The organism is Gilliamella sp. B2785 (genome assembly GCF_026537005.1).
GTDB classification, from domain to species: Bacteria; Pseudomonadota; Gammaproteobacteria; order Enterobacterales; family Orbaceae; genus Gilliamella; species Gilliamella apicola_E.
This window is the reverse complement of record NZ_JAFNNC010000006.1, coordinates 99,656-126,375: the sequence shown is the minus strand read 5'-3', so window position 1 is coordinate 126,375 and position 26,720 is coordinate 99,656. Positions and strand designations below refer to the sequence as shown.

General features: G+C 33.8%; 23 protein-coding genes, 1 tRNA gene and 1 pseudogene. 15 read left to right on the top strand and 10 right to left on the bottom strand.

What is annotated here, in order from left to right; genetic code table 11:
* Positions 1-52: 52 nt before the first annotated feature.
* The 6 genes and pseudogenes from serC to J3U24_RS08290 form a co-directional block, all read right to left on the bottom strand.
* The gene (serC, locus tag J3U24_RS08315; RefSeq protein WP_267337593.1) at positions 53-1,132 is read right to left on the bottom strand and encodes a 3-phosphoserine/phosphohydroxythreonine transaminase; all 1,080 of its coding nucleotides are present in this window, start codon (positions 1,130-1,132) and stop codon (positions 53-55) included.
* 152 nt (positions 1,133-1,284) lie between these two features.
* Positions 1,285-2,661 (bottom strand): argininosuccinate lyase, encoded by a 1,377-nt coding sequence (gene argH / locus J3U24_RS08310; RefSeq protein ID WP_220226003.1) that lies wholly within the window; start codon positions 2,659-2,661, stop codon positions 1,285-1,287.
* Between the two features lie 282 nt (positions 2,662-2,943).
* A pseudogene (locus tag J3U24_RS08305) lies at positions 2,944-4,161 on the bottom strand (argininosuccinate synthase); the annotation flags it as partial.
* 107 nt (positions 4,162-4,268) lie between these two features.
* Positions 4,269-5,048 carry an acetylglutamate kinase gene (gene argB, locus J3U24_RS08300; RefSeq protein WP_267337595.1) on the bottom strand — a complete coding sequence of 260 codons (780 nt, stop codon included), beginning with the start codon at positions 5,046-5,048 and terminating at the stop codon, positions 4,269-4,271.
* A gap of 59 nt (positions 5,049-5,107) precedes the next feature.
* Positions 5,108-6,118, bottom strand: a complete 1,011-nt coding sequence (gene argC / locus J3U24_RS08295; RefSeq protein WP_267337596.1) for an N-acetyl-gamma-glutamyl-phosphate reductase — start codon at positions 6,116-6,118, stop codon at positions 5,108-5,110.
* A gap of 187 nt (positions 6,119-6,305) precedes the next feature.
* Positions 6,306-7,769, bottom strand: a complete 1,464-nt coding sequence (locus J3U24_RS08290; RefSeq protein ID WP_267337597.1) for an aminoacyl-histidine dipeptidase — start codon at positions 7,767-7,769, stop codon at positions 6,306-6,308.
* Positions 7,770-7,919: 150 nt separating this feature from the next.
* On the opposite strand from J3U24_RS08290, the gene gpt reads away from it, so the two are divergent.
* The 5 genes from gpt to proA all read left to right on the top strand — a co-directional run bounded on the left by gpt (position 7,920) and on the right by proA (position 13,454).
* The gene (gene gpt, locus J3U24_RS08285; RefSeq protein ID WP_081299561.1) at positions 7,920-8,450 is read left to right on the top strand and encodes a xanthine phosphoribosyltransferase; all 531 of its coding nucleotides are present in this window, start codon (positions 7,920-7,922) and stop codon (positions 8,448-8,450) included.
* A gap of 22 nt (positions 8,451-8,472) precedes the next feature.
* Positions 8,473-9,726 (top strand): alpha/beta hydrolase, encoded by a 1,254-nt coding sequence (locus tag J3U24_RS08280; protein WP_267330761.1) that lies wholly within the window; start codon positions 8,473-8,475, stop codon positions 9,724-9,726.
* 26 nt (positions 9,727-9,752) lie between these two features.
* Positions 9,753-10,862 carry a glutamate 5-kinase gene (gene proB, locus J3U24_RS08275; RefSeq protein ID WP_065563543.1) on the top strand — a complete coding sequence of 370 codons (1,110 nt, stop codon included), beginning with the start codon at positions 9,753-9,755 and terminating at the stop codon, positions 10,860-10,862.
* Between the two features lie 12 nt (positions 10,863-10,874).
* Positions 10,875-11,165 carry a hypothetical protein gene (locus tag J3U24_RS08270; protein ID WP_065734059.1) on the top strand — a complete coding sequence of 97 codons (291 nt, stop codon included), beginning with the start codon at positions 10,875-10,877 and terminating at the stop codon, positions 11,163-11,165.
* A gap of 1,035 nt (positions 11,166-12,200) precedes the next feature.
* Positions 12,201-13,454 (top strand): glutamate-5-semialdehyde dehydrogenase, encoded by a 1,254-nt coding sequence (gene proA / locus J3U24_RS08265; RefSeq protein WP_065734057.1) that lies wholly within the window; start codon positions 12,201-12,203, stop codon positions 13,452-13,454.
* A 52-nt stretch (positions 13,455-13,506) separates the two neighbouring features.
* On the opposite strand, the gene yegQ is transcribed toward proA, so the two are convergent.
* Positions 13,507-14,850: a tRNA 5-hydroxyuridine modification protein YegQ gene (gene yegQ, locus J3U24_RS08260; protein WP_267337599.1), complete on the bottom strand. Its 1,344-nt coding sequence runs from the start codon at positions 14,848-14,850 to the stop codon at positions 13,507-13,509.
* 389 nt (positions 14,851-15,239) lie between these two features.
* On the opposite strand from yegQ, the gene J3U24_RS08255 reads away from it, so the two are divergent.
* The 3 genes from J3U24_RS08255 (at position 15,240) to J3U24_RS08245 (ending at position 19,081) form a co-directional block, all read left to right on the top strand.
* Complete coding sequence (locus J3U24_RS08255) at positions 15,240-16,544, top strand: GntP family permease (RefSeq protein WP_065734055.1); 1,305 nt, start codon at positions 15,240-15,242, stop codon at positions 16,542-16,544.
* 17 nt (positions 16,545-16,561) lie between these two features.
* Entirely contained in the window at positions 16,562-17,707 is a 1,146-nt protein-coding gene (locus J3U24_RS08250) for a glycerate kinase (RefSeq protein ID WP_065734054.1), read from the top strand.
* A gap of 225 nt (positions 17,708-17,932) precedes the next feature.
* Entirely contained in the window at positions 17,933-19,081 is a 1,149-nt protein-coding gene (locus J3U24_RS08245) for a sugar diacid recognition domain-containing protein (protein WP_267346992.1), read from the top strand.
* 25 nt (positions 19,082-19,106) lie between these two features.
* Here the strand turns inward: J3U24_RS08245 and J3U24_RS08240 are convergent, their stop codons facing one another.
* The 3 genes from J3U24_RS08240 to J3U24_RS08230 form a co-directional block, all read right to left on the bottom strand.
* Positions 19,107-19,301 (bottom strand): thermostable hemolysin delta-VPH, encoded by a 195-nt coding sequence (locus tag J3U24_RS08240; RefSeq protein ID WP_065734052.1) that lies wholly within the window; start codon positions 19,299-19,301, stop codon positions 19,107-19,109.
* Between the two features lie 628 nt (positions 19,302-19,929).
* Complete coding sequence (locus J3U24_RS08235; RefSeq protein WP_267337601.1) at positions 19,930-20,184, bottom strand: hypothetical protein; 255 nt, start codon at positions 20,182-20,184, stop codon at positions 19,930-19,932.
* A gap of 663 nt (positions 20,185-20,847) precedes the next feature.
* Positions 20,848-20,921, bottom strand: a tRNA-Cys gene (locus J3U24_RS08230).
* Between the two features lie 388 nt (positions 20,922-21,309).
* Here J3U24_RS08230 and J3U24_RS08225 point away from each other — a divergent pair.
* The 7 genes from J3U24_RS08225 to J3U24_RS08195 all read left to right on the top strand — a co-directional run bounded on the left by J3U24_RS08225 (position 21,310) and on the right by J3U24_RS08195 (position 26,493).
* Positions 21,310-21,606 (top strand): DUF6694 family lipoprotein, encoded by a 297-nt coding sequence (locus J3U24_RS08225; RefSeq protein WP_220225993.1) that lies wholly within the window; start codon positions 21,310-21,312, stop codon positions 21,604-21,606.
* A gap of 199 nt (positions 21,607-21,805) precedes the next feature.
* Positions 21,806-22,657 carry a MurR/RpiR family transcriptional regulator gene (locus J3U24_RS08220; protein ID WP_065734047.1) on the top strand — a complete coding sequence of 284 codons (852 nt, stop codon included), beginning with the start codon at positions 21,806-21,808 and terminating at the stop codon, positions 22,655-22,657.
* 197 nt (positions 22,658-22,854) lie between these two features.
* Complete coding sequence (locus J3U24_RS08215; protein ID WP_065563527.1) at positions 22,855-23,286, top strand: PTS sugar transporter subunit IIA; 432 nt, start codon at positions 22,855-22,857, stop codon at positions 23,284-23,286.
* A gap of 11 nt (positions 23,287-23,297) precedes the next feature.
* Positions 23,298-23,771, top strand: a complete 474-nt coding sequence (locus tag J3U24_RS08210; RefSeq protein ID WP_065563528.1) for a PTS system mannose/fructose/N-acetylgalactosamine-transporter subunit IIB — start codon at positions 23,298-23,300, stop codon at positions 23,769-23,771.
* A 45-nt stretch (positions 23,772-23,816) separates the two neighbouring features.
* Positions 23,817-24,608, top strand: coding sequence for a PTS mannose/fructose/sorbose/N-acetylgalactosamine transporter subunit IIC (locus tag J3U24_RS08205; RefSeq protein WP_065563529.1), 792 nt, complete (start codon positions 23,817-23,819; stop codon positions 24,606-24,608).
* Positions 24,605-25,420, top strand: a complete 816-nt coding sequence (locus J3U24_RS08200) for a PTS system mannose/fructose/sorbose family transporter subunit IID (RefSeq protein ID WP_065563530.1) — start codon at positions 24,605-24,607, stop codon at positions 25,418-25,420. The genes J3U24_RS08205 and J3U24_RS08200 overlap by 4 nt, the downstream gene beginning before the upstream one ends.
* 14 nt (positions 25,421-25,434) lie before the next feature.
* A complete protein-coding gene (locus tag J3U24_RS08195) occupies positions 25,435-26,493 on the top strand; it encodes a tyrosine-protein phosphatase (protein ID WP_267330755.1) in 1,059 nt (352 codons plus the stop codon).
* Positions 26,494-26,720 lie beyond the last annotated feature (227 nt).

The window sequence follows — 26,720 nt, the reverse complement described above, 5'->3', positions numbered from 1 at the left end:
GTAAAATAGAAAAGGGATACTACTGTATCCCTTTTTTTATTTGCCGATATAACTAACCATTTTGTTTTTCAAATTGTTTCATGAAATCTATTAGGTAGTTGACTCCATCAATATCCATTGCATTATAAATCGAAGCCCTCATTCCACCTGCAATTCGGTGACCTTTAATTCCAATGATATTTGCTTGTGTTGCTTCACTAACAAACTTTTTATCGAGATCTTCATTTGGTGATAGGAAGGTGACATTCATGATTGATCGATTAGCAATAGCCACAGTATTACGATAAAAATCGGATTGATCGATAAATTGGTAAAGTAATTTTGCTTTAGCTTGATTTCGTTGCTGCATTGCATTCAATCCACCCAAGCTTTTAATCCATTTAAAGACTAAACCTGACATGTACCAAGCAAATGTTGGTGGTGTGTTAAACATTGAGTCATGATCCATTAAGATTTTATAATCTAGCACGGAAGGTAATGCTTTTTGAGCATGTCCAATTAGATCTTCACGAACGATGACAATTGTGATTCCTGAAGGACCAATATTTTTCTGCGCACCCGCGTAAATAATGCCATAGCGACTTACGTCAATCGGTTGCGATAAAATGCAAGATGATAAATCAGCAACTACGATTTTATCCCCAAAATTAGGTTGTTCGAATATCTCTACCCCATCAATGGTTTCATTAGGGCAATAATGGATATAATCACTGTTATCACTTAGTTGCCATTCGGACATGGGTTTAATTGAGGTTATACCTTGATTATTAATTGTCACATTTTGTTCAATCACATTACAGTATTTGGTTGCCTCTTTGGCTGCACATTGGCTCCAATAGCCACTGTTAATGTAATCAGCATTTTTTGCCGAAATATTCATTGGCACAGCAGCAAATTGTGCCCTAGCCCCACCTTGGCAAAATAGAATTTTATAATTTTCAGGGACATTTAAAATATCACGAAGATCGTTAGTTGCTTCAATCGCACATGCATCAAAATCTTTACCGCGATGGCTTAACTCCATTACTGATGCGCCGGTGTTGTGCCAATTTAATAATTCAGCTTGTACTTGTTTTAAAACATCTGCAGGAAGTTTTGCTGGGCCTGCACTAAAGTTATAACTTTTATTCATTGCAATTCACTTTCATCCATCTAAAAATTGAAAATCTATTTTTACACTCTATTGAGCGATATACAAACAGATTTTTATCAAAAAAAAGTTGAGGAACGGGGTTTTTGAAGCATAAAAATACCGACAAAAGTCGGTATTTAAAATAAAAAGTACTATAAACAGAGCTGTTTTTTAGCATTGTCGATTGCCAATTTAACTTGTTTAGGCGATACGCCTCCTTTAGCAGATCGTTTAGCTAGGCAAGATTCGAGTGATAAAATTGGATAAACGTCATCTTCAATAACATCACTATAGACTTTTAATTCATCCAACGTTAACTCTTCTAATGCTTTTTGCTTAGCTATCGCGCCAACAACGGCTTCACCTACAATGTGATGAGCTTGTCTAAATGGAATACCTTTAGCAACGAGATAATCAGCAAGTTCTGTTGCATTTGAGTATCCTTGTTTAGCTGCATTTTGGCAATTTTGGTAATTGATTTTAATATCTTCAAGAACTAACGCTGCCATGTCTAAACATTCTTGCCAAGTATCAAGTGCGTCAAATAGATGTTCTTTATCTTCCTGTAGATCTTTATTGTAAGCAAGTGGTAAACCTTTAAAAGTCATCATGGCGCCAGTTAGTGCACCAACAACTCGCCCTATTTTTCCTCGAATAAGTTCTAATGCATCAGGATTTTTTTTCTGTGGCATTAATGATGATCCTGATGTGACACGATCAGACAGTTCAACGAAATCTGCTTCACCGCTATTGAAGATAATTAAGTCTTCTGCAAACCGAGATAAATGCACCATTCCTATAGATGCATTATTGAGTAATTCAAGTACATGATCTCTATCAGATACTGAATCTAAACTATTATTTGTTGCTGTTGCAAAACCTAACCAATCGGCTAGCTGATCGCGATCCATTGGATAAGCAGTTCCAGCTAAAGCGCCACAACCTAGAGGGCTTACATCCAAGCGTTTAAGTGTATCTTGTAAACGGCTTTCATCACGTGTTAGCATTTCATAATACGCTAAACACCAATGAGCAAAAGTGACTGGTTGTGCGCGTTGTAGATGAGTATAGCCAGGCATAACTGCATCTTGATGCTGTTCAGCGGTAAGCACTAAGCGTTTTCTGAGTTCATTGATAGCTGTGATAAGATGAGCGATTTCATCTTTACACCATAATTTTAGATCGGTTGTTGATTGATCGTTACGGCTACGACCAGTATGTAATTTTTTACCTAAATCACCGATTTTTTCGATAAGTTTTTGCTCTACCCAACTGTGAATATCTTCCGCATCACTTTGTAGAATCTGTTCTGGGTTTTGCCGTACTGATTCTAATAATTCATTTAAAGCTTTTTCTAATTTTTTTTGTTCATCATAAGATAAAACGTCAACAGTGACCAAAGCTTTAGACCATGCAATTGATCCAATGATATCTTGCTCCGCAAGCCGATAGTCAAAGCGTAGAGAATCATTAAAATGTTTAAATCGTTGATCTGCTGCTTGGCTAAAACGCCCACCCCATAATGCCATAATTACCTCAATTTTTAATCCTAAGCGATTTTAGTTTGATCGCTTTTTTAATAATGATAAATCAATAATACTATAAAAAATATATACAGACCAAAGTCTGTATATATTGTGTTTTATATCTAAGTAAAAAGTGATTAAAACTTACTTTTTAGCTTTGGCTTTCGCTTTCACTTTAGATTTTGGAGCAACTGTCGCTTTAGCATCAGCTTTAGCTACTTTTTTGACTGTTTTTTCAGTTTTTTTAGCTGTATCTTTTTTAACTGTAGCTTTTTTAGCTGGTTGTTTTTTCTTACCTTCATTTAGAGCTCGAATGCGTGAAGATAATGAGAATAAGCGAATAAATCCACCTGCATGACTGTGGTCATAGACTTCATCCTCACCAAAAGTCGCAAATTCTTCACTATATAAGCTATTTGGTGATTTTTTCTGAACTGCTGTTGCATTTCCTTTGTAGAGTTTAACTACAACTTCACCTGTCATATCTTCTGCTAATACATCAGCAGCGGCTTGAATTGAGCGACGATATGGTGCAAACCAACGACCATCATAAACAACGTATGCCATTTCTAAACCAAGTTGTTCACGCCATTTGAAGCTATCACGATCTAAAATTAATTGTTCTAAACCACGTAATGCTGTCATCATGATTGTACCACCTGGGGTTTCATAACAACCGCGAGATTTGATACCCACCAAGCGATTTTCAATAATATCAACTCGACCAACACCATGTTTAGCACCAATTTTATTAAGTGTTGCTACGCAGTTATATGGAGAGAGTTTTTTACCATTAACAGAAACGACTTCACCTTTTTCTATACCAATGGTAACAAGTTCTGGTTTATTGGGTGCATCTTCTGGTGAGACAGTCCATGCCCAACAATCCGCGTTGGCTTGATTCCAAGTGCTTTCAAGTACACCACCCTCGGTAGAGATGTGCCAAGCATTTTCATCACGACTATAGATTTTTTCAACGGTTGCAGTTGTTGGAATTTTTCGTACTTTTAAGTAATCAATTAAAGCTTCACGCGAACGTAAATCCCATTCACGCCAAGGTGCAATAACTTTAAGTTGTGGTGCTAGAGCTGTATAAGTTGTTTCGAAGCGAACTTGGTCATTACCTTTACCTGTTGCGCCATGACAAAGGGTATCGGCACCAACTTCTAATGCATATTCAACTTGGGCTTTAGCAATAATTGGGCGAGCCATTGAAGTTCCAAGATAATAAGTTCCTTCATATAAAGCGCCAGTTTTTAAAACAGGGTAAACATAATCTTTAACAAATTCTTCTCGTAAATCGACAACTTTACAAGCTACTGCTCCAGATGCTTTCGCTTTTTTCTCAACATCTTTTAGTTCTTTAGGATCTTGACCAACGTTAGCGACAAGAGCGTAAACTTCACAACCGCCATAATTTTCTTTTAGCCATGGAATAATAGCTGATGTATCTAATCCACCTGAATAGGCTAAAACCACCTTTTTTGTTGCACTTTTTTTCATGTTATACCCTTTCTTAAATTTACTGACGAAAAAATAAATGATTTAAAGATTAAATTAAGTATATTTAATAAAAAATATACTCAAATAATATACTAACTGATTTATATTTAAGCAATAATTCTTGTACCTGTTATTCCTGATTTTCCATTAAATAATTCAATAAGTTTGTCGGATTCTTTCCAACTAGCTATATCAATTGGTCGCCCAAGCGTTTTTGCTGCTTCGAATGCCGAATTGACTTTGACAATCATGCCATCAGTAATAATGCCTTGTGCGATCAAGTGATCAGCTTCTGCTTGCGTTAATGATTCAATTCGTTGTTTGTTAGCATCTAAAACACCGGCAACATCAGATAATAAAATTAAATCTGCATCTATTGTTTTTGCGAGTGCAACGGCAGCGTGATCGGCATTCACATTCATCATCTTGCCTTGATCAGTAATGCCAATTGAACTAACAATCGGTAAATAACCATTATTAAGTAGTAAATTGATTAAGGTTGGATCACCTATTTCAGCTTCGCCTACATACCCTAACTCTTCAGAAATTTGTTTAACCTTGACACTATCTCCATCGGCTAAGCAGAGTCCGATACTTGGTATTTGTAATTTTTTGGCTTCTGACAATATTGTAGTATTGGCACTACCGGCAAGACTGCCTACAATCACATCAATCTGGTCTGCGGGTGTAACGCGTAAACCATTGCGTCGTACTACCGGTAATGAAAGACGATCCATTAAGGCGTCAACAACACTACCACCACCATGAACAATAATTAAAGGCCTATTAAAATTCTTTTTATATTCGCTAATAATAATGAATAATTTACTTAACGCATCTTTGTTATCGAGTAATACACCGCCAAACTTAATAATTAATGGTTTCATTTTTATTCCCTATCCATTTAAACAAAGTCACTTGATTGATATTATTAACAAATGAGTATTTATAATAAGGCTGTAGTTTCATCAAAGCCAAATCGAATATTCATACACTGTACCGCTTGTGCTGCTGCACCTTTTAATAAATTATCTTCAACTGAAATTAAAATCAGATGTTGCCCTTTTAGTACAAAACCAATATCGCAATATGGCAGATCTATTACTGATTTTAATGCTGGCCAATGTTTTTGGTAAACCCTAATTAACGGTTTATTTTGATAATATTTATTTAATGCGTTACGAATATCATCAGATGTTACGCCTTTCTTTACCATACAGGTAATAGTGGCATGAATGCCTTGTTTGAAACATCCTAGGTGAGGCGTAAAGATAACTTCTTGGCCTAAGTGTGTTGCAATTTCAGGTTGATGACGATGTGTAAATAAGCCATAAGCATGTAAACTCACTTCACAAAATAAATTGTTAGTCGAAGGTTTTCGTCCAGCGCCACTTACACCACTTACAGCATTGATAATAGGCCATTGACTTTTGTCTAACAAATCTTCTTCAATTAACGGTTTTAATGGCAGTTGGGATGCTGTTGGATAACAGCCAGGAACTGCAATCAACTGAGCTTGTTTTATAGCCTCATAATTCCATTCAGCTAATCCATAAACGGCCTTCTCAAGCCACTGTTTATGTTGATGCTCAAAACCATAAAATTGAGTATAAAAAGAGGATGAATTGACACGAAATGCGCCAGATAAGTCGAATACTGTGCATCCTTTGTCTAAAAAATAAGGTGCGATATCGTGACTAACTAAATGTTCTGTTGCTAAAAAAACAATATCAACATCATGAATGAGAGATGAATAGTCGGCGGTTGCAATTAAGGGGAGATCAACTACACCTTTCAATTGAGGATATAAATCATAGTCCGAGATTAACTTTCCACCATCACGACTATTTTCAGATACGGTTAATGCGACTAACTCAATATTTGGATGCTTTGTTAAATAATATGCAAGTTTTGCGCCTGCATAACCACTTGCTCCGACAACTATTGCTTTTAACATACCTTTCCTTATCTATCACTAAGTTTTTTTTGGTAGTATAGTAGGCTTTCTGAAAAAACAAAGCAAGCATAAAATGCATTTTTATTCACTTTTAGTGAATTTATTTTCAAATTAGTCGATCTTTAGTAAAGCTAATAAGTCGGATGATTCCTCCTCTCTAATCAATCAAAAGGAGGAACCGTAATTTTTATTTCAAATAACAAGCTGATTTTAAGATCGCAATTAATAGTTCCCAATAACGATATACACTATGAATATTAACTTTTTCATCAGGTGAATGAGGTGAAACTATAGTTGGTCCAATTGAAATCATATCCATATATGGATAAGACTGTTTAAATAAACCGCATTCTAAACCAGCATGGATCACCATAATTTTTGCTTGCTTTGAAAAAATCTCTAGGTACTTATCTTTAGCTAATTGTAGTAGTCTAGAATTCAAATTAGGTTCCCAACCTGAATAACCACCACTGATTTCATAATTGGCATTCACTAATTGGCTTAATGATATTAAGGTTGAAACAACTGCATCTTTCGCGCTATCAACTTGAGAACGAATTAAAAAGTTTACACTTAACTGATTGTCACTAATATTGACAATGCCTAGATTTAAAGAAGTTTCAACCACACCATGGATCTCTTTGCTCATGCTGACAACACCATTAGGCGCAGTGTTTAAAATATTGATGATTTTGTTTTGTTGATCAATCGCGATAACTCTTTTGACTTTATCCGTTTTCACTTCTTTTAAAGTTAATTCAATATCTGGTTCAATCTGTCTAAATTCATTTTGTAATACAGATTGATATTGTTTAACAATTGCTTCTAACTTAGGCAAATCTTGCTTGCTTAAAGTTAATTCAACAAAAGCTTCACGAGGGATTGCATTACGTAATGAACCGCCGCGAATGTCAGCTAATCTAAATGAGATATCTTGTGCGTATTGAGCTAACAATCTTGCCATTAATTTTATGGCATTCCCTCGTCCAAGATGAATATCACAACCTGAATGTCCACCTTTCAAACCTTTTAGAGAAAGTTGTACATAGCAATCGTGAATCTCCGGCATAACCGCGTATGTAATTGTAAAATTCATTGAGAAGTCTATACCGCCTGCACAACCAGTAAATATCTCACCTTCATCTTCAGAATCAGTATTAATGAGATAACGGCTTTTTAACCAATTAGGTTGAAGACCAAAAGCACCATGCATACCAGTCTCTTCAGAAGTCGTAACTAAAACTTCAAGAGGACCGTGTTCGACAGATGGATCAATTAATACAGCTAGAGCAGATGCAAGCCCTACACCATTGTCAGCACCTAATGTTGTACCTTTTGCTTTAACCCATTCATCGTCTATATAAGCTTGGATTGGATCGATTAGAAAATCATGCTCTGTACCTTCGTTTTTTTGAGGAACCATATCCATATGGGCTTGTAAAGCAATAGATGGGCAATTTTCCATACCTTTAGTTGCGGTTTTGCTCAATAAAATGTTTCCAGCTTTATCAAGCTGACAATCAATGTGATGAGTTGCTGCAAAATCGACAATATATTTGGTTATCATTTGTTCATGATGAGAAGGATGGGGAATGTTACAAATATCATTAAAAATCTGCCAAACAAATTTTGGATTTAGGGTTGATAGCATAATTTATCCTCAGTATTAGCTAGGTAACAAATTAATCAGTGGTTTTTTTTATCTAATCACTCTATAATAAGGTGCAATTTTACATCTATTTCAAGTTCATTAATATTAATTTATTAAATTCGTTTATTCGATTAAAATTGCAGGTTACACATGTCAATAGAACAAACTTTAACAGAAGAAGAAATCAAAGCCAAAAAACAGCATAAAGCAGAGCTCATCGCTGAAAAGAAAAAATTCAACGTTACTTGGGAAATGCTTCAAGCTTATGGTCGTCAACTTTCTGAAAGATTATTACCCGCCAAACAATGGAAAGGCATCATTGCCGTTAGTCGTGGAGGCTTAGTTCCTGCGGCTATTCTAGCTCGTGAACTTAGCATTCGTTATGTCGATACCGTTTGTATTTCAAGTTATGACCACGATCATCAACGTGAAAAACTAATTTTAAAAGAAGCGAAAGGTGATGGCGAAGGCTTTATTGTTGTTGACGATTTAGTTGATACCGGAAGCACAGCTCATACTATTCGTGAAATGTATCCAAAGGCTCACTTTGTAACTATTTTTGCTAAACCTGCTGGCAAACCATTAGTTGATGATTATGTTGTCGATATCGCTCAAGATACTTGGATCGAACAGCCATGGGATACTGGCGTTATGTTTGTTAAGCCACTTAGTGATCATTAATAATTAATTTAATAAGGTTGCTATGACTGAAAACCTTTCTGAAAAGATATTTAAACCACAATATGATTATCCTGAAACATCATCGCTAATCAATCGGTTAGATAGTAGCGATGGTAGCAGTATTAGTCCATTTGATGGTGAAGTAGATTCAAAATGGTACCGAATCATTAATCCTATCCTATGGTTTTGGCGTGGCTTACCGAAATTGGAAATCGAAGAAGTTTTATCGCAAATCGCAATTTCGACTAAACGTCATACCAATGAAAAGTGGTTAGATTCGGTTATTGGTTATCAACCTGGCAATTGGATTTATGAGTTTTTAAATCAAGCTGCAAAATGGCAAGCTAAAGCGGATTCAATAGATCAATCTGACTTATCTGAAGAAGCAAAAAATAACTTACATCAAGATTATTTAATTGCGAGTGAATTTGCTAGTATTGCTAGCTATCCTCATTTTAAAAATGATGAGCTTGCCATGTATGCACAAACTTGTGCATATCAATCTTATATAAAAGCACTTGAGTTTTCGCCTTACACGACAAAACAGATAGAATTTAAAGTTGAAAATCGCAGTGTTAAAACAATTTTACATTTACCTAAGAACTGTGATGGCGTATGCCCTGTCGTGTTAGTCTGTAATGCATTAGGTAATTTACAAATCGACTATTATCGCTACTTTAGTGAATACCTAGCGCCACAAGGTTTTGCAATGCTAACAGTAGATTTGCCAACAGTGGGCTTTAGTCGAAATTTTGTATTAACACAAAATAGTAGCCAAATTCATCAAGCTATAATTGAACAACTAGCGACAGTACCTTGGGTTGATAGCAATCGTCTAATTGTGGCAGGATTCCGTTTTGGTTCACACATTGCTACACGTCTTGCTTATTTAATGCCAAATAAAATAAAAGGACTTTTCAACTTTACACCTTTTGTACATCAAATATTTGTTGATAAAACCTTACAACAGAATCTACCAAATTGTTATAAGGATATGCTAGCTTGTCGATTAGGTTTAACATCAGTTTCAAATCAGCAGTTAGCTGCTGAATTAAATTACTTTTCTCTAAAAAATCAGGGATTATTAACTCATTCTTGTCCTGTGCCAATTATGAATGTCATCTTTGAAGATGATAAGTTAAGTAATTTAACTGAAGCAAAATTAATTCAATCTTCAAAGCAATGCAAAATTGTGACTATTCCTAAAACACCATTACAAAAAGGATTACAAAATGCCTTAACTCAATCAGTTAAATGGATGGAATCTATTTTGTAAGAGATGATTTAAATAAGATTATTGCTATGACTAATAAAAAAAAGCAAACTGTCGTTATTAAGTTAGGTACCAGTGTTTTAACTGGTGGAACTAAACAGTTAGATCGCGCTCGAATAGTTGAACTGATTCGGCAATGCTCTTATTTACATCAAATTGGTCACAAAATTATTATAGTTACATCGGGAGCAATTGCTGCTGGTCGAGAGTATCTAAACTTCCCTAACCTTCCAAATACTGTTGCATCAAAACAATTACTTGCTTCTGTTGGACAAAGTAAACTTATCCAGCTTTGGGAACAACTGTTTTCAATATATAAAATTTTTATTGGACAAATGTTACTGACACGAGCTGACTTAGAAGATCGTGAACGCTTTTTAAATGCACAAGATGTTCTAAAAGCGATGCTAGATAATCATATTGTGCCTGTCATCAATGAGAATGACGCCGTAGCTACAGCCGAAATTAAAGTGGGTGATAATGATAACCTATCAGCACTAGCGGCAATTTTAGCAGAAGCAGATAAACTCATATTACTGACAGATATTGAAGGATTATATACTGCCGACCCAAGATCTGATACTAATGCTCAATTAATAAAAGAAGTTTCTCATATTGATGAAAGTTTACGAAACATAGCTGGTGATAGTGTTTCAGGGCTGGGAACCGGTGGTATGAGCACAAAAATTCAAGCAGCTGAAGTAGCAGGTAGTGCAGGAATAGAAGTAATAATTGCAGCTGGGAATAAAGAAAATGTGATTATTGATGCAGTCAATAATCAATCGGTAGGCACGCGTTTTTTACCACAGAAAACCCCATTAGAGCATCGTAAACATTGGCTATATGGTGCACCTAATGCAGGAAAGGTGTTAGTTGATGATGGTGCTATAAATGCTATTTTGAATAATGGTAGTTCGCTCTTACCAAAAGGAATTATAGCGGTTGAAAAAGATTTTTCGCGGGGAGAAGTAATAAACATCTGTGATAAATCAGGAAAACAAATCGCACGAGGTGTAAGCCGTTATAATAGTGATGCGCTAAAACAAATAGCAGGACATCACTCACAAGAAATTAGTCAAATTATTGGCTATGAATATGGATCTGTAGCCGTACATCGGAATGATATGATTATCAAATAATAAGGAGGTTAAATGGAACTAGCTATAGGTGGCGTAATAGTCAACTGGTTAGGTGTATTAATTGTTTACTTGAATTCACTAAACAACTCAGCTTATCAAATGTTATTACCGTTAGTCATAATATCTGCATTAATAAGTACCCTAGGCATTTTATTTGCCAAAAATAATCAAAAATTAGCAGGTACTTTAATTATTATTGGCAGTATACTCTTTATCCCTTTAGGTTTAATAGGGATTTTTGGTGGAAGAAAAATAATTAACAAAGCTAATGAAAAAACATTAGAAGAAAGACGTAATTTATAGAAAAATTGGATATTAATTTTAAGGATAAAAATGGACTCTCAAAATATAAAATGTTTTCATGCTCGACGACACATCATACTTTTAATTATATTAAGTATAGTTATCTTTTTCGTGTCTTTGTCTTTACCAGGTAATCTAAAGATAAGTATAGGATTGCCCATATTAATAATTATTCGTGTTTTTTGGCAATACAATTTGGTTTATATTTCAATTGGGGAAGACTTTATAACTTATCGACCTGCTGCTCCAATAAGAAGTAGTGTGAGCATACTTTTTAAGGAAATCACATCAGTTAGTTATAAATATAATAAAGTTGTCATCAATTACATAAATAATATTAGTAACAAGCAATACACTGTAAATATTCCTTTATCAGTTATGGAAGACGCGGAAAAAGAGAAACTTTTAAGCACGTTACATATCATTCTGAAAGATAAAGAAATATAAACTATAAAATTTTAACTTTATGCAAAAAAGGTATCTTTACCCATACCTTTTTTTATTAATTCAAAAGTTTATTTTATGAATTTATAATACATTGCCAATGCTGTAATTAAAATTAATTATTATTAAGTGATATAAATCATTAATTTAAATACTTAACTATTGGTTACAGCTTTTTAGCAAAACATAATTAAAAGTTACTTAATGAGCATTGAGAACTATTGTGTAAATTGGCGATAGATGATCAAATTTGAGAACATTATTAACTTATATATTACAGCCTTTATAATAGATTTGTTTACTGGCTATATTGGTTTCTTTTTTACATTAAATACCTTCATATCTCAGCTTACTTTTAAGCTTCATATTTGACAATCGCCTGAAAAATACATTATTGTTGGAATAAATTGATTCCTATTAGCAAAATTTGTTTAAGGTGACAGCTCATACCTCTTTAACTCTATTATTTATTCTATAAGTTTTATAAATAAGAATTAGAGTGGGATGTATAATATCATTAGATAAATTATTTTTTAGAGAATCTGTATTCTGTCAAACACAGTTGTGAGTAAAATCTATTAAGGTTAAGCAATGATAAACCAAATTGGAAAGTTAGCAAAACAAGCCTCATATCAATTAGCACAATGCCCAACTAAAATCAAAAATCAGGCTTTAATTAGTATTGCTGATTTATTGGAGCAAAGCTCTCAAAGCATTTTAGAGGCGAATCAAAAAGATATTGCTATAGCAAAAAATCAAGGATTGAGTGAAGCAATGCTTGATCGTTTATTATTAACGCCAGAGCGACTATCCTCTATTGCTAATGATGTTCGCAAAGTTGTCTCCTTAACCGATCCTATTGGGCAAACTATCGATGGGTCAGTTTTAGAGAACGGATTAAAGTTACAACGTCACCGAGTTCCGCTAGGTGTAATTGGTGTAATATATGAAGCCCGCCCTAATGTTACTATAGATATTGCTGCTCTTTGTTTAAAAACAGGTAATGCAGCGATACTTCGTGGTGGAAAAGAAACGGTTAATACTAATACGGCTATCATATCCATTATTCAACAAGCATTAAATCAAGCCGGCTTACCTGAAACTGCTATTCAATCAATCGATAATCCTGATCGTAAATATATCACTGAGTTACTCAAACTTGATAAATATGTGGATATGATTATTCCTCGAGGCGGTGAGGCTCTACATAAACTTTGCCGTGAACATTCAACCATTCCGGTCATAACTGGCGGTATTGGAGTTTGCCATATCTTTGTCGATGAAAGTGCAGATTTTGACGCAGCTTTTTCAATCATTCTAAATGCGAAAACTCAACGACCAAGTACATGTAACTCTGTAGAAACATTACTCGTACATACTGAAATTGCAAATACTTTTCTGCCTAAACTTAGTCAAATTATGGCTGATAATCACGTCATATTACATGCTGATCCTGATGCTTATAAAATTTTAAATTCAGGTGTAGCAAATCTATTTCCAGTAGAAGATGACGAACTTAGACAAGAGTGGCTTTCCAAAGATCTGAACATAGTGATTGTTGATTCACTTGAATTAGCAGTTGAACATATTCGGGAATATGGAAGTGGCCATTCAGAAGCCATTCTAACTCGAAGTCTACTTAATGCAGAGCAATTCATTAAGCTAGTTGATGCGGCTGCAGTTTATGTTAATGCATCAACTCGATTTACGGATGGCGCACAATTTGGTTTAGGTGCCGAAGTTGCTGTCAGTACTCAAAAATTACATGCCAGAGGACCAATGGGTCTAGAAGCATTAACAACTTATAAATGGATTGGTTATGGTGAAGATTTAATCCGTCAATAATGATATTAGCTAACTGTTTATAAATTCAAACAGTTAGCTAAATAGAGATGGACTAATCAAAATTACGCATTAAAAGCGCATAATTTAAATCGATATCTTCAGCTACCGGAATATAAACAATATGGCCATCACCGAGTCCAGCAGGAACAGGTTGGCCTTTTTTATTTTCCATTCGTTCAATAATGAACGTTGTGTTACCTTTTGGTGTCATCATCTCAACACTATCACCTACTGAAAATTTATTTTTCACAATAATTTCAGCTAATCCATTTAAACGTTGACCACTAAACTCACCAACAAACTGTTGTCTATCTGACACTGAATGGCTATGAACATAGTTCTGCATATCTTCATATTTATGACGACGCAAAAAGCCTTCGGTGTATCCTCGATGAGCGAGTGAATCAAGTTCAGTTAATAAACGAGGATCAAATGGCTTACCTTCACTCGCTGCATCAATAGCTTGACGATAAACCTGAGCGGTTCTAGCGCAGTAATAAAAGGATTTTGTCCGCCCTTCAATTTTTAATGAATGTACGCCAATTTTCGTCAAATCTTCAACTAATTCAACCGCTCTTAAATCTTTGGAATTCATGATATAAGTTCCATGTTCATCTTCAAAAGCTTGCATATATTCGCCAGGACGACCTGATTCTTCTAACATAAAGACTTGATCTGTTGTTGTGCCAATGCCCAAAGTCGGTTCAATTTGCTTTACAGGAATTGGTTCATATTTATGTACTATCTGCCCTACTTCGTCCTCCTTACCTTCGGACACTTTATATTCCCAACGACAAGCATTGGTACAAGTTCCTTGGTTAGAGTCACGTTTGTTAATATAACCAGATAATAAGCATCGTCCGGAATAAGCCATACAAAGCGCACCATGAATAAAAACTTCAAGTTCCATCTCGGGTACTTTTTCACGAATTTCTTTTATTTCATCAAGAGACAACTCTCGTGATAATACAACGCGGGTTAATCCAATATTGTGCCAAAATTTTACCGTAGCCCAGTTAACGGCGTTTGATTGTACAGACAAATGAATTTCCATTTCAGGAAAATGCTCACGTACCAACATAATTAAGCCAGGATCAGACATGATAAAAGCATCAGGCTTCATATTTACTATAGGCTCTAAATCTCGAATAAAGGTTTTCAGCTTTGAATTGTGAGGAGCTATATTTACAACTACATAAAATTTTTTGCCTTGCGCATGTGCTTCATTAATTCCAATCGCTAAATTTTCATGATTGAATTCATTATTTCGAACACGCAAACTATAACGTGGTTGACCAGCATAAACCGCATCTGCCCCATAGGCAAAAGCGTATCGCATATTTTTAAGCGAACCAGCAGGAGAAAGTAATTCTGGTTTTGAATATAAATTTGTCATTAAAAAATGCCTCTGATTTCAAGTCAGTATTACCCTATAAGGTAATAGGTTAAGCAAAATAGGATGGGCATTTTACGCTTTAGCTATAGGATTGGCAAATTAATTGCATTTACAATAAAGATCAAAAAAATCGCAATAAGAAACAATAATTTCACAAATCTAATCTTATCGCCTAATTTTATATGAGCTGTTGACCTAGATTTTTATAAAATTGGATGCGTGAAACGCACTAACTTTGTGACGAAGATCACATAACGCTATTATAAAGCCCAATATTTTTTTGTTTTTATAGCTCACATTTGTGCAAAACCACATAGATAGCAAACTAATTCGATAATAAAATTAGCGCAATACTTTTTAATAGTCATAGAAACATGAGGAAAATTTAAATGACTGAACTCATTAGTTGGTATGGAGCTATAATAGGACTTTTTCTTGCAATATTTCTTATATTACGTGGAATAAATCCAGTCTATTCGTTATTTTTTGGTGCGATAATTGGTGCTTTCATTGGTGGAGCAAATCTAATACAAACTGTCACAATTTTAACTACTGGTACTCAAAGTATCATGGGCACTGTGATTAGAGTATTAGCTGCGGGTATTCTAGCCGGGGTAATGATGGAATCGGGCGCAGCGGAAACTATTGCTCAAGCTGTCGTTAGAAAATTAGGTGAGAAAAAAGCATTACTCGCTTTAGCATTAGCTACAGGTATTATTACTGCATCAGGCGTATTTATTCCAGTTGCTGTATTAATAGTTGCACCTATTGCTTTATCTGTTGGTAATAAAATGGGCATTTCTCGATTAGCGTTATTATTAGCACTTTCTGGTGGTGGTAAAGCTGGGAATATTATATCACCTAACCCAAATACTATCGCTGTTGCCAATGGCTTCAATTTAAGCTTAAGTGATGTGATGATAGCGGGTTTTATTCCTGCTCTATTTGGTTTAATTGCAACTGTCGTTATCGCTTCATTGATAAAAAATAAAGGCGATAAAATTGCTAACGACGAAGTCGTTGCATTACAAAAAAATGATGCTGAACAGAAAAATAAAAATCCATCATTAGGCAAAGCAATCGTTGCTCCTGTAACAGCAATCCTTCTATTAATGGTTAGCCCTATAGGCAATATTTTCCATATTGAAGCACTAGCTAATTTAAAGATTGATGCATTATATGTGCTTCCTGTAGCAGGGATCATCGGCATGTTAGCAATGGGACAACATCGTAACATTGCAATGTATACCAAATCTGGGATTGAAAAAATGACACCAACTGTACTTATTCTTGTCGGTGCTGGTGCTATCGCAGGTTTAATTGGTTCATCAAACCTAGCAGCTCAAGTTATCAATATCATTGATTCAATGGGAATTTCTGGTTATTACTTATCACCAATTTCAGGTATCTTAATGGCAGCAGCTACAGCATCAACTTCAACAGGTGTAATTTTAGCAACAGGTACATTTGGTTCAACCATCACAGATTTAGGAATACCAGCTCTTAGTGCAGCTGTTATGATGCATACTGGTGCAACAGTTATTGATTCATTACCGCAAGGGAATTACTTTCATGTAACTGGCGGTAGTATGAATATGACAATTAAACAACGTATGAAATTGATTCCATATGAAGCGATGGTTGGTGGAACAATGACAATTATTGCCATTATTTTCTATCAATTTATTATGTAATATTAAGAGTAATTTTTATGAAACAGAAAACATTTGTTCTTGCTCCTGACTCATTTAAAGAAAGCTTAACAGCAAAGGAAGTGTGTCAAGCAATGGAGTCAGGTTTAAAAAAGGTATTTCCTGATGCCAAATATATTCATGTCCCAATGGCTGATGGTGGTGAAGGTACAACACAATCACTAGTCGATGCGACTAATGGAACTTTACATGCTTGTGAAGTTACTGGTCCACTTGGTAACAAAGTGACTGCCTATTATGGAATCCTAGGAGATAACACCACAGCAGTCATTGAAATGGCTTCAGCAAGTGGTATCCATCTTGTTACCAAAGAACAACGTAATCCATTAATTACCACAACCTTTGGTACAGGTGAATTGATTCTTGCCTGCTTAAAACAGGGTATTAAAAAAATTATTTTAGGTATTGGCGGTAGCGCGACAAATGATGGTGGAGCCGGAATGGCACAAGCCTTAGGCGTAAAGCTTTACGATAAAAACAATCAACTACTCCCTAAAGGTGGAGGAGCATTAGGCAATTTAGCTAGAATTGATATGTCTGAAGTAAATCCTCAACTTGATAGTGTAGAATTTATTGTTGCAAGTGATGTTACCAACCCACTCTGTGGTGAAAAAGGTGCTTCAAGAGTATTTGGACCACAGAAGGGAGCAACCCCTGAGATGGTTGAACAATTGGATGCGAACTTACAACATTATGCATCAATCATAAAATCTCAGTTAAATAAAGATGTTGCGACTATTCCTGGTGCTGGTGCTGCTGGCGGATTAGGGGCAGGATTAATGGCATTTACCAATAGTAAAATGGAAAAAGGCATCGATATTGTTATCAAATATAGTAATTTAGAAAACCAATTAATTGGTGCCGATTTTTGTTTTACAGGAGAAGGTGGAATTGATTTTCAAACCAAATTTGGAAAAACGCCTTATGGTGTGGCACAAACTGCCAAAAAACACAATATTCCAGTTATTGCATTAGCAGGAATGATTGGTGAAAACATCGAAGAACTTTATCCAGAAGGAATTAATGCCATTTTTGGAATCATCCCATCTCTATCTAAGATTGAAGATTTATTGGCTGATGGATTCAAAAATATTGAACGAACCAGTGAAAATATTGGTCGCTTAATTAGTATTACTAAACTTTAACACTTTTAGACACTAACAAACAAAAGCATGGGGAAATAAAGAGGCTATTCTTTACTCCCCAATTATTATCTAATTAAACATAGATAAATCTTAATATTAAATTAACAGACCTAAAGTCTGCTATAATTAAAAAGTTTTAACACGATCTCAACAAAAGTTATAGTAATAAAATTAAAATCAATGAGTTATGAATTAGAACTTGTTAATAATATAAGGTTTATCGCTATGAAGTCGCAAAGCATCTCACCAATACTTGCTCAATATATTGTTGATAAAACTATGAAAATCATCAACTGTAATGTCAATATAATGAACAATCATGGTGAAATTATAGGTAGTGGTGATACACAACGTATTGGCGAATTACATGAAGGTGCGGTGTTAGCTATATCACAAGGCAGAGTTGTTACCATTGACAATCCAACTGCAAAAAAGCTTAAAGGAGTTAAACCTGGTGTTAATTTTCCACTAAAACTAAAAAAAGAAATTGTTGGCGTTATTGGCATAACAGGTGAACCCGCACAAATAATCCAATTTGCTGAACTTGTGAGCATGACAGCAGAGATGATGATGGAACAAGCTTTATCATTCAATCAACAATCTCAAGAAAATCGGTTAAAAGAAGAGTTTATATTATCAATAATTCAATCAGATAAAACGCTTTCAAATATAAATGAATGGAGTCGAAAATTAAATGTTGACTTATCGTTAGCTTATGTTGCTGTTATTATTGAAATCGAGAGTGGTCAGCTGGGAATTCAAACAGCAATGGAGGAGTTACAACAAATCCGAAATGAACTCGAAACACTAACCAAACTAGTAGCCATAAAGTCACTAACCGAAATTGTTATATTACTACCTGCTTTAAATAAGTTTAACCGATGGGATTTTTCAGAACATAAGGCAAAACTAGAAAAACTAGTTAGCCATACAAAATTACTTAGTCAATTTGCAATAAAAATATCTTTAGGAAAATATTTTCATCAGGGAAACGACACAATAGCAAGATCTTATCAAACAGCTAAAACAGCTTTAGAAATCGGTAAAAAAAGATTACCAGAATACCGTAACTACTATTATCAAGATCTTATCTTACCGGTTTTATTAGATGGTTTAAATCAAGATTGGCAAGCTGAAGAATTACTTTCCCCTTTAAATAAATTAAAAGCATCTGATACAAATGGTTTATTGCAAAATACGCTTGAAACTTGGTTTTTTAATAACTTGCACAATAGCAATACTGCCAAAAATCTATTTATACATCGCAATACACTTGAGTATAGATTAAATAATATTGCTAAACTGACTGGATTAGATTTATCGAAATTTGATGACCGTGTATTGCTTTATATTGCACTACAACTCGATAAATAACCTTAAATTTTCAAATATAATTAAATTATTCATCACCAGCTTCAATAAGCGGCAAATACTCTTGCCAGCGATATTCTCTTATCGGCATTGGATTTGAATTCTCAAAATATAAAACTAGTGCTGGTTTGATGCCATTCCAATTATCGACAAACTCATATCGAGTAAGAAAACCCTCTTTTATCAATTTTTTGGCTTTAGCATGATAATTAAAATAACTCATAATTTATATTATCCTAATTATTGATAAAAATAATAAAAAAATCGCAAGTTAATCAATTTTGAATTATAAATGATAAATCTTCATTGAAGATATAAAGTAAACTTTTAAAAATAAAAATCGGAACCATGGATAAAAGTGCTAACCACAAAGATTTAATAAAAATAAAATGCAACGGCTTAATTTAGTTTATTAATAATATGGCAAGTTCCGATTATCGAGCAATATTAAATAATAAGATATAAATAAATATTACATAAAACCATTAGTGAACTTTGTTAACTTAATGAATTATAAAATTATTTTTAAAAGACTTTGGATTAAGGTTGGTATCTCTACCACTAATCTATAGCAACTTAGTTTTATTACAGAAATTTTAATTAATTAAAACATTGACGTTAATGGAGACGAGTCCCTAGTCGAGGTAGACGGATTTTCAATTTGTTATAATTTTAATTCTTACATATTCTAACATTCTTTCAATTCGCCTCAACGTTGTTAGAGTAAATCTTTTATAACTAAATATTGGTTTTTGACAAATTTAATTAATTTCATTAAATAAGCACACAAAAAAAACAGGCCACCTTGTGTGAGATTTTTATTACTCATAATTTTTACTCAAATAACTAACCTATAAAGAAGATTGGCCTTTCGGACTCAAAGGACTAAGGTATACTAGAGGAAGTACAGCATGTCTATTATCTTCATATTGGTAAAAACATCCATCGTATGGAGTTATACTGATTCCATTTAAAGAGAAATCCATTAAGCAATCAATATAATCTCTATGTGTGCTTTTATTGATTCGATTTTCATTATCATCTGTATCATTCACTAAAGAAAAATCCATTTTAAAAGCCTTATCTTCATTTTTTAATTTACTCATCTTTACCTCTTATTTTTTAGGCCATTATATGATTTATTTTTTATTACGTTCTTAGGTATTCTACTTACCGAGGTATATAGGAAAACGATTTGATAATGCTTTATATTAAATATATCACCGGTTTATCCCTATGTATATAGGGAACACGATCCCAATTGATAATCTGTGTTTTCCCATGGCGGTTTATCCCTATGTATATAGGGAACACCGAATTAAAGAATATTCAAAAGCCTTTTAAATCGGTTTATCCCTATGTATATAGGGAACACCCTTATTATAACTTATTGTTTATTAATTAAAATAGCAAGGTATAAAATTCCACCAATTTTTTTGATGTTTTTTTAATCAGATTACACTTAAACCTCAACCGGTTAAATCTATAATTTTATCAATGTGTTAAATGAAATTAATAAAAAATTCTGTATACTACCCGTTTTTGTGGTTTTTGTTGGTACCAAGCAATATTTTGTTGGTTAATAGTTCATAGCCGATAGTAAGCTCTCGAACATCTAATGTCGCGTTACTTTTATCTTTGATAATTTTAAACATTAAGAAAAGAGAGTTTTAAAAAACTTTTTGTGGATTGGATACATTAAACCAATAGTTTTAATAAAATTTAGCCTGTATTGTTTTACGAACAAAATAAAATTCTTGGGATTTTAATGGAGGCGCGTCCCGGAGTCGAACCGAGGTAGACGGATTTGCAATCCGCAGCATGGCCACTCTGCCAACGCGCCGTAGAGGTCTATCTGAATAGGTGGCAAATATTAGCATTGGCTTACTCTATCGTCAAGGTTAAATAGGTTATAAATACAGCAGTCGTAGCGATTATTTCAATTGTCCTATATTTGGGACATTAATAAAAAATTTAAAATCACCTACGTCAAGATAAATTATTGCAAAAAAAGTTGAGGAACGGGGTTTTTGAGTTTAAAAATCGACTTTATCCGTAAAAAAATACCTTTTTATATACCTAGAAATAAAAAGAATATAATTCGTGTTATAGATTCCAACTTTTTAAAATAATATTTATTTTTGTATAGAAATTGATTTATCACTTGATAATTGACCGTATTTAGTATAAAAATAGCGCTGCATTTAACAATATATTTTTAAGGAAAGGAAATGTTCAAAAAATTACTAGCTGTATCATTATTAAGTTTTGTCCTAGTTGGTTGTGGTGACGATGGACCTAAAATTGATTTATCTACTCAAGAAACTTATGCAACTTCTATTCAAAAAGCTACTGAAAAATTAAGTGACTCTGATAAGCTTGCTTTTGGACGAGCAGTAACTAAAGTAGCTTCTACTGCTGCACTTAACCCAGCTAATGCTGGCGATCAAAATAAAATCTTTACTGAAATGAAAAATAAACTTGATGGAAAAACAGCAAAAGAAATTATCAGTGAATTTGATAAATAATTTTCTTTTATTACACTAAAAACCCGCTTTTGCGGGTTTTTTTATGGAAAAGTTTAATATTATTGAATCTTTTTTATTATTGATAGCAACTAATAGGATTATGTGAAGTAAATTTGATTAATAAATTATAAAATTATTTTTAATTTCTGGGACGAATTTTATATACTTGCTTCACTAAAATAGTTTTTTGAGGTGTGCAATGATTGAACTAAAACTCAGAGAAGTAAAAAAAGACTTATCAACTAAGGAGTTAAAAGTATCCGAATATATTATTGCAAATACTCAAGCGCTAAAAAATATGAGTATACAAACCTTAGCAAAACACAATCATGTTAGCACAACGACCATTTTACGACTTTGTAACAAATTAGGTTATAAAGGTTTTAGTGATTTTAAGGTCGATCTTATCGGCTCAATTCCTCAAAAGCTTAGTACTGAAATTCTTCAAGATGATATTAATTTGAATGACTCTCTTGAGGAAGTAAATAGCAAAGTTCAAGCTATGGAAAAATCCTCTATAGACGAAACTCATTCCATTGTTAATACTCATGCATTAAACAGTGCCATCGAATTAATAATCAAAAGTAACAAAATTGTGATATTTGGCGTAGGAAGCAGTGGCTTGGTTGGTAAAGAGTTTGAATATCAACTAATTAAAATCAAGAAAGATGTAAATTGTCATTTTGATGCTCATATTTCACGTAGTTTGATCAGCACGTTAGACAAGAATGATCTTGTTATTATTATTTCGCATTCTGGTGAAACACCTGAATGTGTAGATTTACTTAAACTTGCTGGACAATCATCAGTCCCTTCTATTGCTATTACTAAAATGGGGCAAAGTCAAATTTCATCATTAGCCTCTTTTGTCTTACATACGACATCTATGGAACACGCTTCTAGATTGATTCCTGTTCGTTCCAAAATTTCACAAATATCAGTCATTAATATGTTGTTAACTAACTTATTTATTCGTAAATATGATGAAAGGTTACTACAGCAAACTCAAAATCGTGAAAAACGAAAATATCCTCGATATACCCAGAAGTAATAACAAATTTACCAATCAAATAATCTCATCAAGTTGAAAAGTCATTAACTTAAACTTTTCCTTTAATAAATTTGATCTTGTTCACAAAATTATAAAAATTTCTTAAAAAATGGATGACTATTTTTAAATGTAGATGTAACTTTATTACTAAACATACTTACATATTTAGTAATAAAGTTACAAACAAGGAAATTTTTATGTCTAATCCTTTACCTATCATTTTAGCAAGTCATGGCCCTTTTGCTCAGGGTGCACTTGAATGTGCACAGATGCTTATGGGCGAGCAAGAAAGTATCCACATTATTTCAGTTTTAGTTGATAGCAATATCAATAACTTACGACAAGAAATGCAAAGTAGTTATAAAAAACTTAATCAAGGCAATGGAGTAATTATTTTGGTTGATATTATGGGAGGAACTCCCTGCAATCTTGCTAGCGAATTACTGATATCCCATGACGATGTTTTACTATTTTGTGGTTTTAATATTCCCGTACTACTTGAAGTTTTAAACAATCGAGAAGGAACATTGAACGATGCCAAACAAGCTATTGAAGAAGCATTTCCTCAAAGCTGTAAAGACGTTAGACAACTGCTAAATATTAAAAATGAAGAAGTTAATGAATTGTAAGGAGAACACCAATGCCAATTAATGTAGCACGAATCGATGACCGATTAATTCATGGACAAGTTATTACTACTTGGGTGAAAAACTATGATATCGAGCAAGTATTAGTCATCAACGATAAAGTTGCTGATGACAAAGTTCAACAATCAGTATTAACCATGTCTGCACCGCCAGGATTAAAGGTTTTGATCTTTGGAGTACAGCAATTTATCGAAATCTTAAAAAAGACACCTATCAAAAAAAGAACAATGTTACTGTTCACCAATAGTATTGACGTTGACGCATTAGTGGACGGTGGATTGTCACTGGAAAAACTCAATGTAGGTGGAATGAGAATGCAAGATGGTCGTCATCAATTATCAAGAGCGGTGTCTGTCACACCAGAAGAAGAACAAGCGTTTAGAAATCTCATTGCAAAAAATGTTGAAGTTGAAATTCAGATGGTGCCTAAAGATCCCATTGTCGATCTAAAAACCCTACTCAGCTAACACTATTTATTAAAACATTTATTTCTATAATTTGGAGGTTAACACATGTTAACACAAGCTATTCTTGTCGCCATTTGGGCGGGAATTTGTTCACTCGATGATGTCGGGCCACAAATGTTACGTCGGCCTTTATTAACCGGTACTGTAGCAGGCATCATCATGGGTGATATGGTTCAAGGATTAGCCATTGGTGCAACACTTGAACTTATGTGGATGGGCGTTGGAAATGTTGGAGCTTACTCAGCGCCAGATATTGTTGCTGGTGCAATTATTGGCGTTTCATTAGGTATTTCAACTGGCGGTGGCGTTGCCACTGGAGTTGCATTAGCCCTACCCGTTTCAATACTTTGCCAACAATTACTTATTCTATGGCGTTCATTTGCTTGTTTCTTAAATCCATGGGCTGAAAAAAGCATACAAAATGGAGATTATAAAGGACTAGTTAAAGTACATTATTTTTCAACACCTATATGGTTTTTAATTAGAGCTGTTCCATGCTTTTTAGCAATTTATTTTGGCAGTGATCTGATTAAAACAATTTTAGACGCTATTCCAAAGAATATAATTGATGGTATGGGTGTCGCTTCAAAATTAATCCCAGCAGTAGGTATTTGTATTTTATTGTTGATGTTATTAAAAGGCTCAATGTGGTTCTTCTTTTTACTCGGATTTGTTTTAACTAGTTACCTAAAACTACCAATCATACCAGTTACCTTTGTTGCACTTGCCTTTGCTGTCTTATATGACATGGCATTCACCGCGGGCAAAAACAATAATCAAAATAATCAAGAAAAACCTATGCAAAATGACAGTATTGAAGAGGAATATGACCTATGAACAATGAAAAGAAAATTACTAAAAAAGATCTTAATAGTGTCTTTTGGAAAATACAAACAATCCCTTTTTCATTCAACTATGAAAAATTACAAACGATTGGATTTGCTCACTGTATGATTCCAATTCTAGACCGTCTTTATAAGGACGCCGATAAAGAAACTCGCGTTAGAGCAATGCAACGCCATTTTGAGTTTTTCAATACGCAAGTTAATGCCGGAGCATTAGTTCTTGGCGTTACAGCTGCTGTCGAAGAGAAAACAACGGAAGAAGAAAAAGATGCGGTCATTTCGTTAAAAGCTGGATTAATGGGCCCGTTTGCAGGTTTGGGTGATAGTCTACTGAAATTTACTTGGATGCCGATATGTGGAAGTATTGGCGCAGCTTTTGCGTTACAAGGTAATATCATTGGCCCCATATTAATGTTTTTCATCTATAATTTAGTCAACATTTTTACAAAATATTTCTTTGTTCATTATGGATATAACAAAGGAATTGATCTTATAGAACAATCTAAAAATTCAAATATTATTCAGCGAATTAGTAACGTTGCTAATGTCGTTGGCGTAATGGTGCTAGGATCGTTAATAGCCTCAACAGTAAAAGTATCAACACCTTATTTAATTGAAGTTGGTGAGCAATCAATAAAAGTTCAAGAAATGTTTGATAAGGTAATGCCAAATTTATTAACGCTTCTTTTTACCTTAGCTGTATTTTTCTTAGTTAGGAAATTTCAAGGTAAATATACAGTATCGCTCATTATTGCTGTAATGGTAATTGGAGTCGTTCTTTCATCAGTCGGCATATTACACTAGGTAGGAAGAAAGTTATGTTAGAAAAAAATAATGAAATATCAGTAATTAGGAATAAGCAAGGAAAATTAGAAGTTACTTTTAATAGTGATAAGCCTGCAGATTTATATTGGACAACCGAAGCTGATGTAAATACTAATAATAAAACGCTAATTGGAAAAGCATTAAAATCCCCAGTAATATTTGATGATCCATTAAATGCTAAAAGCCGAATCTATCTCATATTACAAATAAATGACCAAAAACCATTTTTATTTGGAGAACGAACATTACCAATCAATGGACTAAATAATTTCCGTGATTTTGGAGGTTATGTCGGTGCAAAAGGAAAACGTATAAAATGGGGAATGTTGTATCGTTCTAATCATCTTCATGGCCTAAAACCTGATGCACAACAATATATAAAAGCATTGAATATAAAAACAATCATTGATTATCGTTGTGAAAATGAGGTTAAAACAAGCCCGAATTGTTCAATTGGTGAAAGACAAACTTTTAATTTGGATGCCTCTGCTCAAACAGCAGAATTAGCTGCACAATTTGCAGCTGATCCAAGCAATGAAGATCGGGCATTGATTGAAAGTGTTCTTCGTGATATTCCAAAGGAGTTAGTTAATGGTGACGGTATACAAGTACTTGAGCAATATCGTAACTTTGTACTAAGTGAAAAATCTAAAAAAGCCTATCGAGAAATGTTAAGAGTAATTTTAGATTCAAATAACAGCCCTAGCCTTCAACACTGTCGAGGCGGTAAAGATCGGACGGGTTATGGTGTATTGTTAATTCAAGTTATGTTAGGTGTATCTGAATCAGATATTATATATGATTATATGCTAACACATGATAATCGATTGGAACGCAATAAAATAAAAATGGCTGCTTATCGAGAGATCACTGATAATGAAGACGTTTTGGGTTATCTACTAAGTTTAATTGATACCCGAGAAATCTTTATTAATGAGGTTTTCGATACTATGAGAAAAATTGCAGGCTCACCTAGCAATTACATTAAGCAAGAACTTGGTTTTACCGATGAAGATTTCGAAAAAATGGCATCTATTTATCTCGAAGCTTAATCATTCAGTTAATAATTTAAAAGCGTAATTGTAAAATTGCGCTTTTTTCAATTTAAACAAATTATTGAAATTAATTGTAAAAACATGAAGCATAAATAAAAACTGATGAAAAACTTTAAAATGAGCTTTCTACTTTTTCCACTGTTCAACTAAATCTAATTAATCTCAGTATAATTTTCGAAAACACAAGAAAATCAATAATCACCAATTATCAAAAGATGTCAGAT

Excerpts from the sequence above, each read along its gene's own strand:
- serC (WP_267337593.1), bottom strand. The coding sequence starts at position 1,132 with ATGAATAAAAGTTATAACTTTAGTGCAGGCCCAGCAAAACTTCCTGCA.
- J3U24_RS08195 (WP_267330755.1), top strand. The coding sequence starts at position 25,435 with ATGTTAGAAAAAAATAATGAAATATCAGTAATTAGGAATAAGCAAGGA.
- argH (WP_220226003.1), bottom strand. The coding sequence starts at position 2,661 with ATGGCATTATGGGGTGGGCGTTTTAGCCAAGCAGCAGATCAACGATTT.
- J3U24_RS08240 (WP_065734052.1), bottom strand. The coding sequence starts at position 19,301 with ATGAGTTATTTTAATTATCATGCTAAAGCCAAAAAATTGATAAAAGAG.
- J3U24_RS08220 (WP_065734047.1), top strand. The coding sequence starts at position 21,806 with ATGATTGAACTAAAACTCAGAGAAGTAAAAAAAGACTTATCAACTAAG.
- proA (WP_065734057.1), top strand. The coding sequence starts at position 12,201 with ATGATAAACCAAATTGGAAAGTTAGCAAAACAAGCCTCATATCAATTA.
- yegQ (WP_267337599.1), bottom strand. The coding sequence starts at position 14,850 with ATGACAAATTTATATTCAAAACCAGAATTACTTTCTCCTGCTGGTTCG.
- J3U24_RS08205 (WP_065563529.1), top strand. The coding sequence starts at position 23,817 with ATGTTAACACAAGCTATTCTTGTCGCCATTTGGGCGGGAATTTGTTCA.
- J3U24_RS08280 (WP_267330761.1), top strand. The coding sequence starts at position 8,473 with ATGACTGAAAACCTTTCTGAAAAGATATTTAAACCACAATATGATTAT.
- J3U24_RS08215 (WP_065563527.1), top strand. The coding sequence starts at position 22,855 with ATGTCTAATCCTTTACCTATCATTTTAGCAAGTCATGGCCCTTTTGCT.
- J3U24_RS08270 (WP_065734059.1), top strand. The coding sequence starts at position 10,875 with ATGGAACTAGCTATAGGTGGCGTAATAGTCAACTGGTTAGGTGTATTA.
- J3U24_RS08245 (WP_267346992.1), top strand. The coding sequence starts at position 17,933 with ATGAAGTCGCAAAGCATCTCACCAATACTTGCTCAATATATTGTTGAT.
- J3U24_RS08210 (WP_065563528.1), top strand. The coding sequence starts at position 23,298 with ATGCCAATTAATGTAGCACGAATCGATGACCGATTAATTCATGGACAA.
- J3U24_RS08255 (WP_065734055.1), top strand. The coding sequence starts at position 15,240 with ATGACTGAACTCATTAGTTGGTATGGAGCTATAATAGGACTTTTTCTT.
- argB (WP_267337595.1), bottom strand. The coding sequence starts at position 5,048 with ATGAAACCATTAATTATTAAGTTTGGCGGTGTATTACTCGATAACAAA.
- argC (WP_267337596.1), bottom strand. The coding sequence starts at position 6,118 with ATGTTAAAAGCAATAGTTGTCGGAGCAAGTGGTTATGCAGGCGCAAAA.
- J3U24_RS08225 (WP_220225993.1), top strand. The coding sequence starts at position 21,310 with ATGTTCAAAAAATTACTAGCTGTATCATTATTAAGTTTTGTCCTAGTT.
- J3U24_RS08200 (WP_065563530.1), top strand. The coding sequence starts at position 24,605 with ATGAACAATGAAAAGAAAATTACTAAAAAAGATCTTAATAGTGTCTTT.
- J3U24_RS08290 (WP_267337597.1), bottom strand. The coding sequence starts at position 7,769 with ATGCTATCAACCCTAAATCCAAAATTTGTTTGGCAGATTTTTAATGAT.
- proB (WP_065563543.1), top strand. The coding sequence starts at position 9,753 with ATGACTAATAAAAAAAAGCAAACTGTCGTTATTAAGTTAGGTACCAGT.
- gpt (WP_081299561.1), top strand. The coding sequence starts at position 7,920 with ATGTCAATAGAACAAACTTTAACAGAAGAAGAAATCAAAGCCAAAAAA.
- J3U24_RS08235 (WP_267337601.1), bottom strand. The coding sequence starts at position 20,184 with ATGAGTAAATTAAAAAATGAAGATAAGGCTTTTAAAATGGATTTTTCT.
- J3U24_RS08250 (WP_065734054.1), top strand. The coding sequence starts at position 16,562 with ATGAAACAGAAAACATTTGTTCTTGCTCCTGACTCATTTAAAGAAAGC.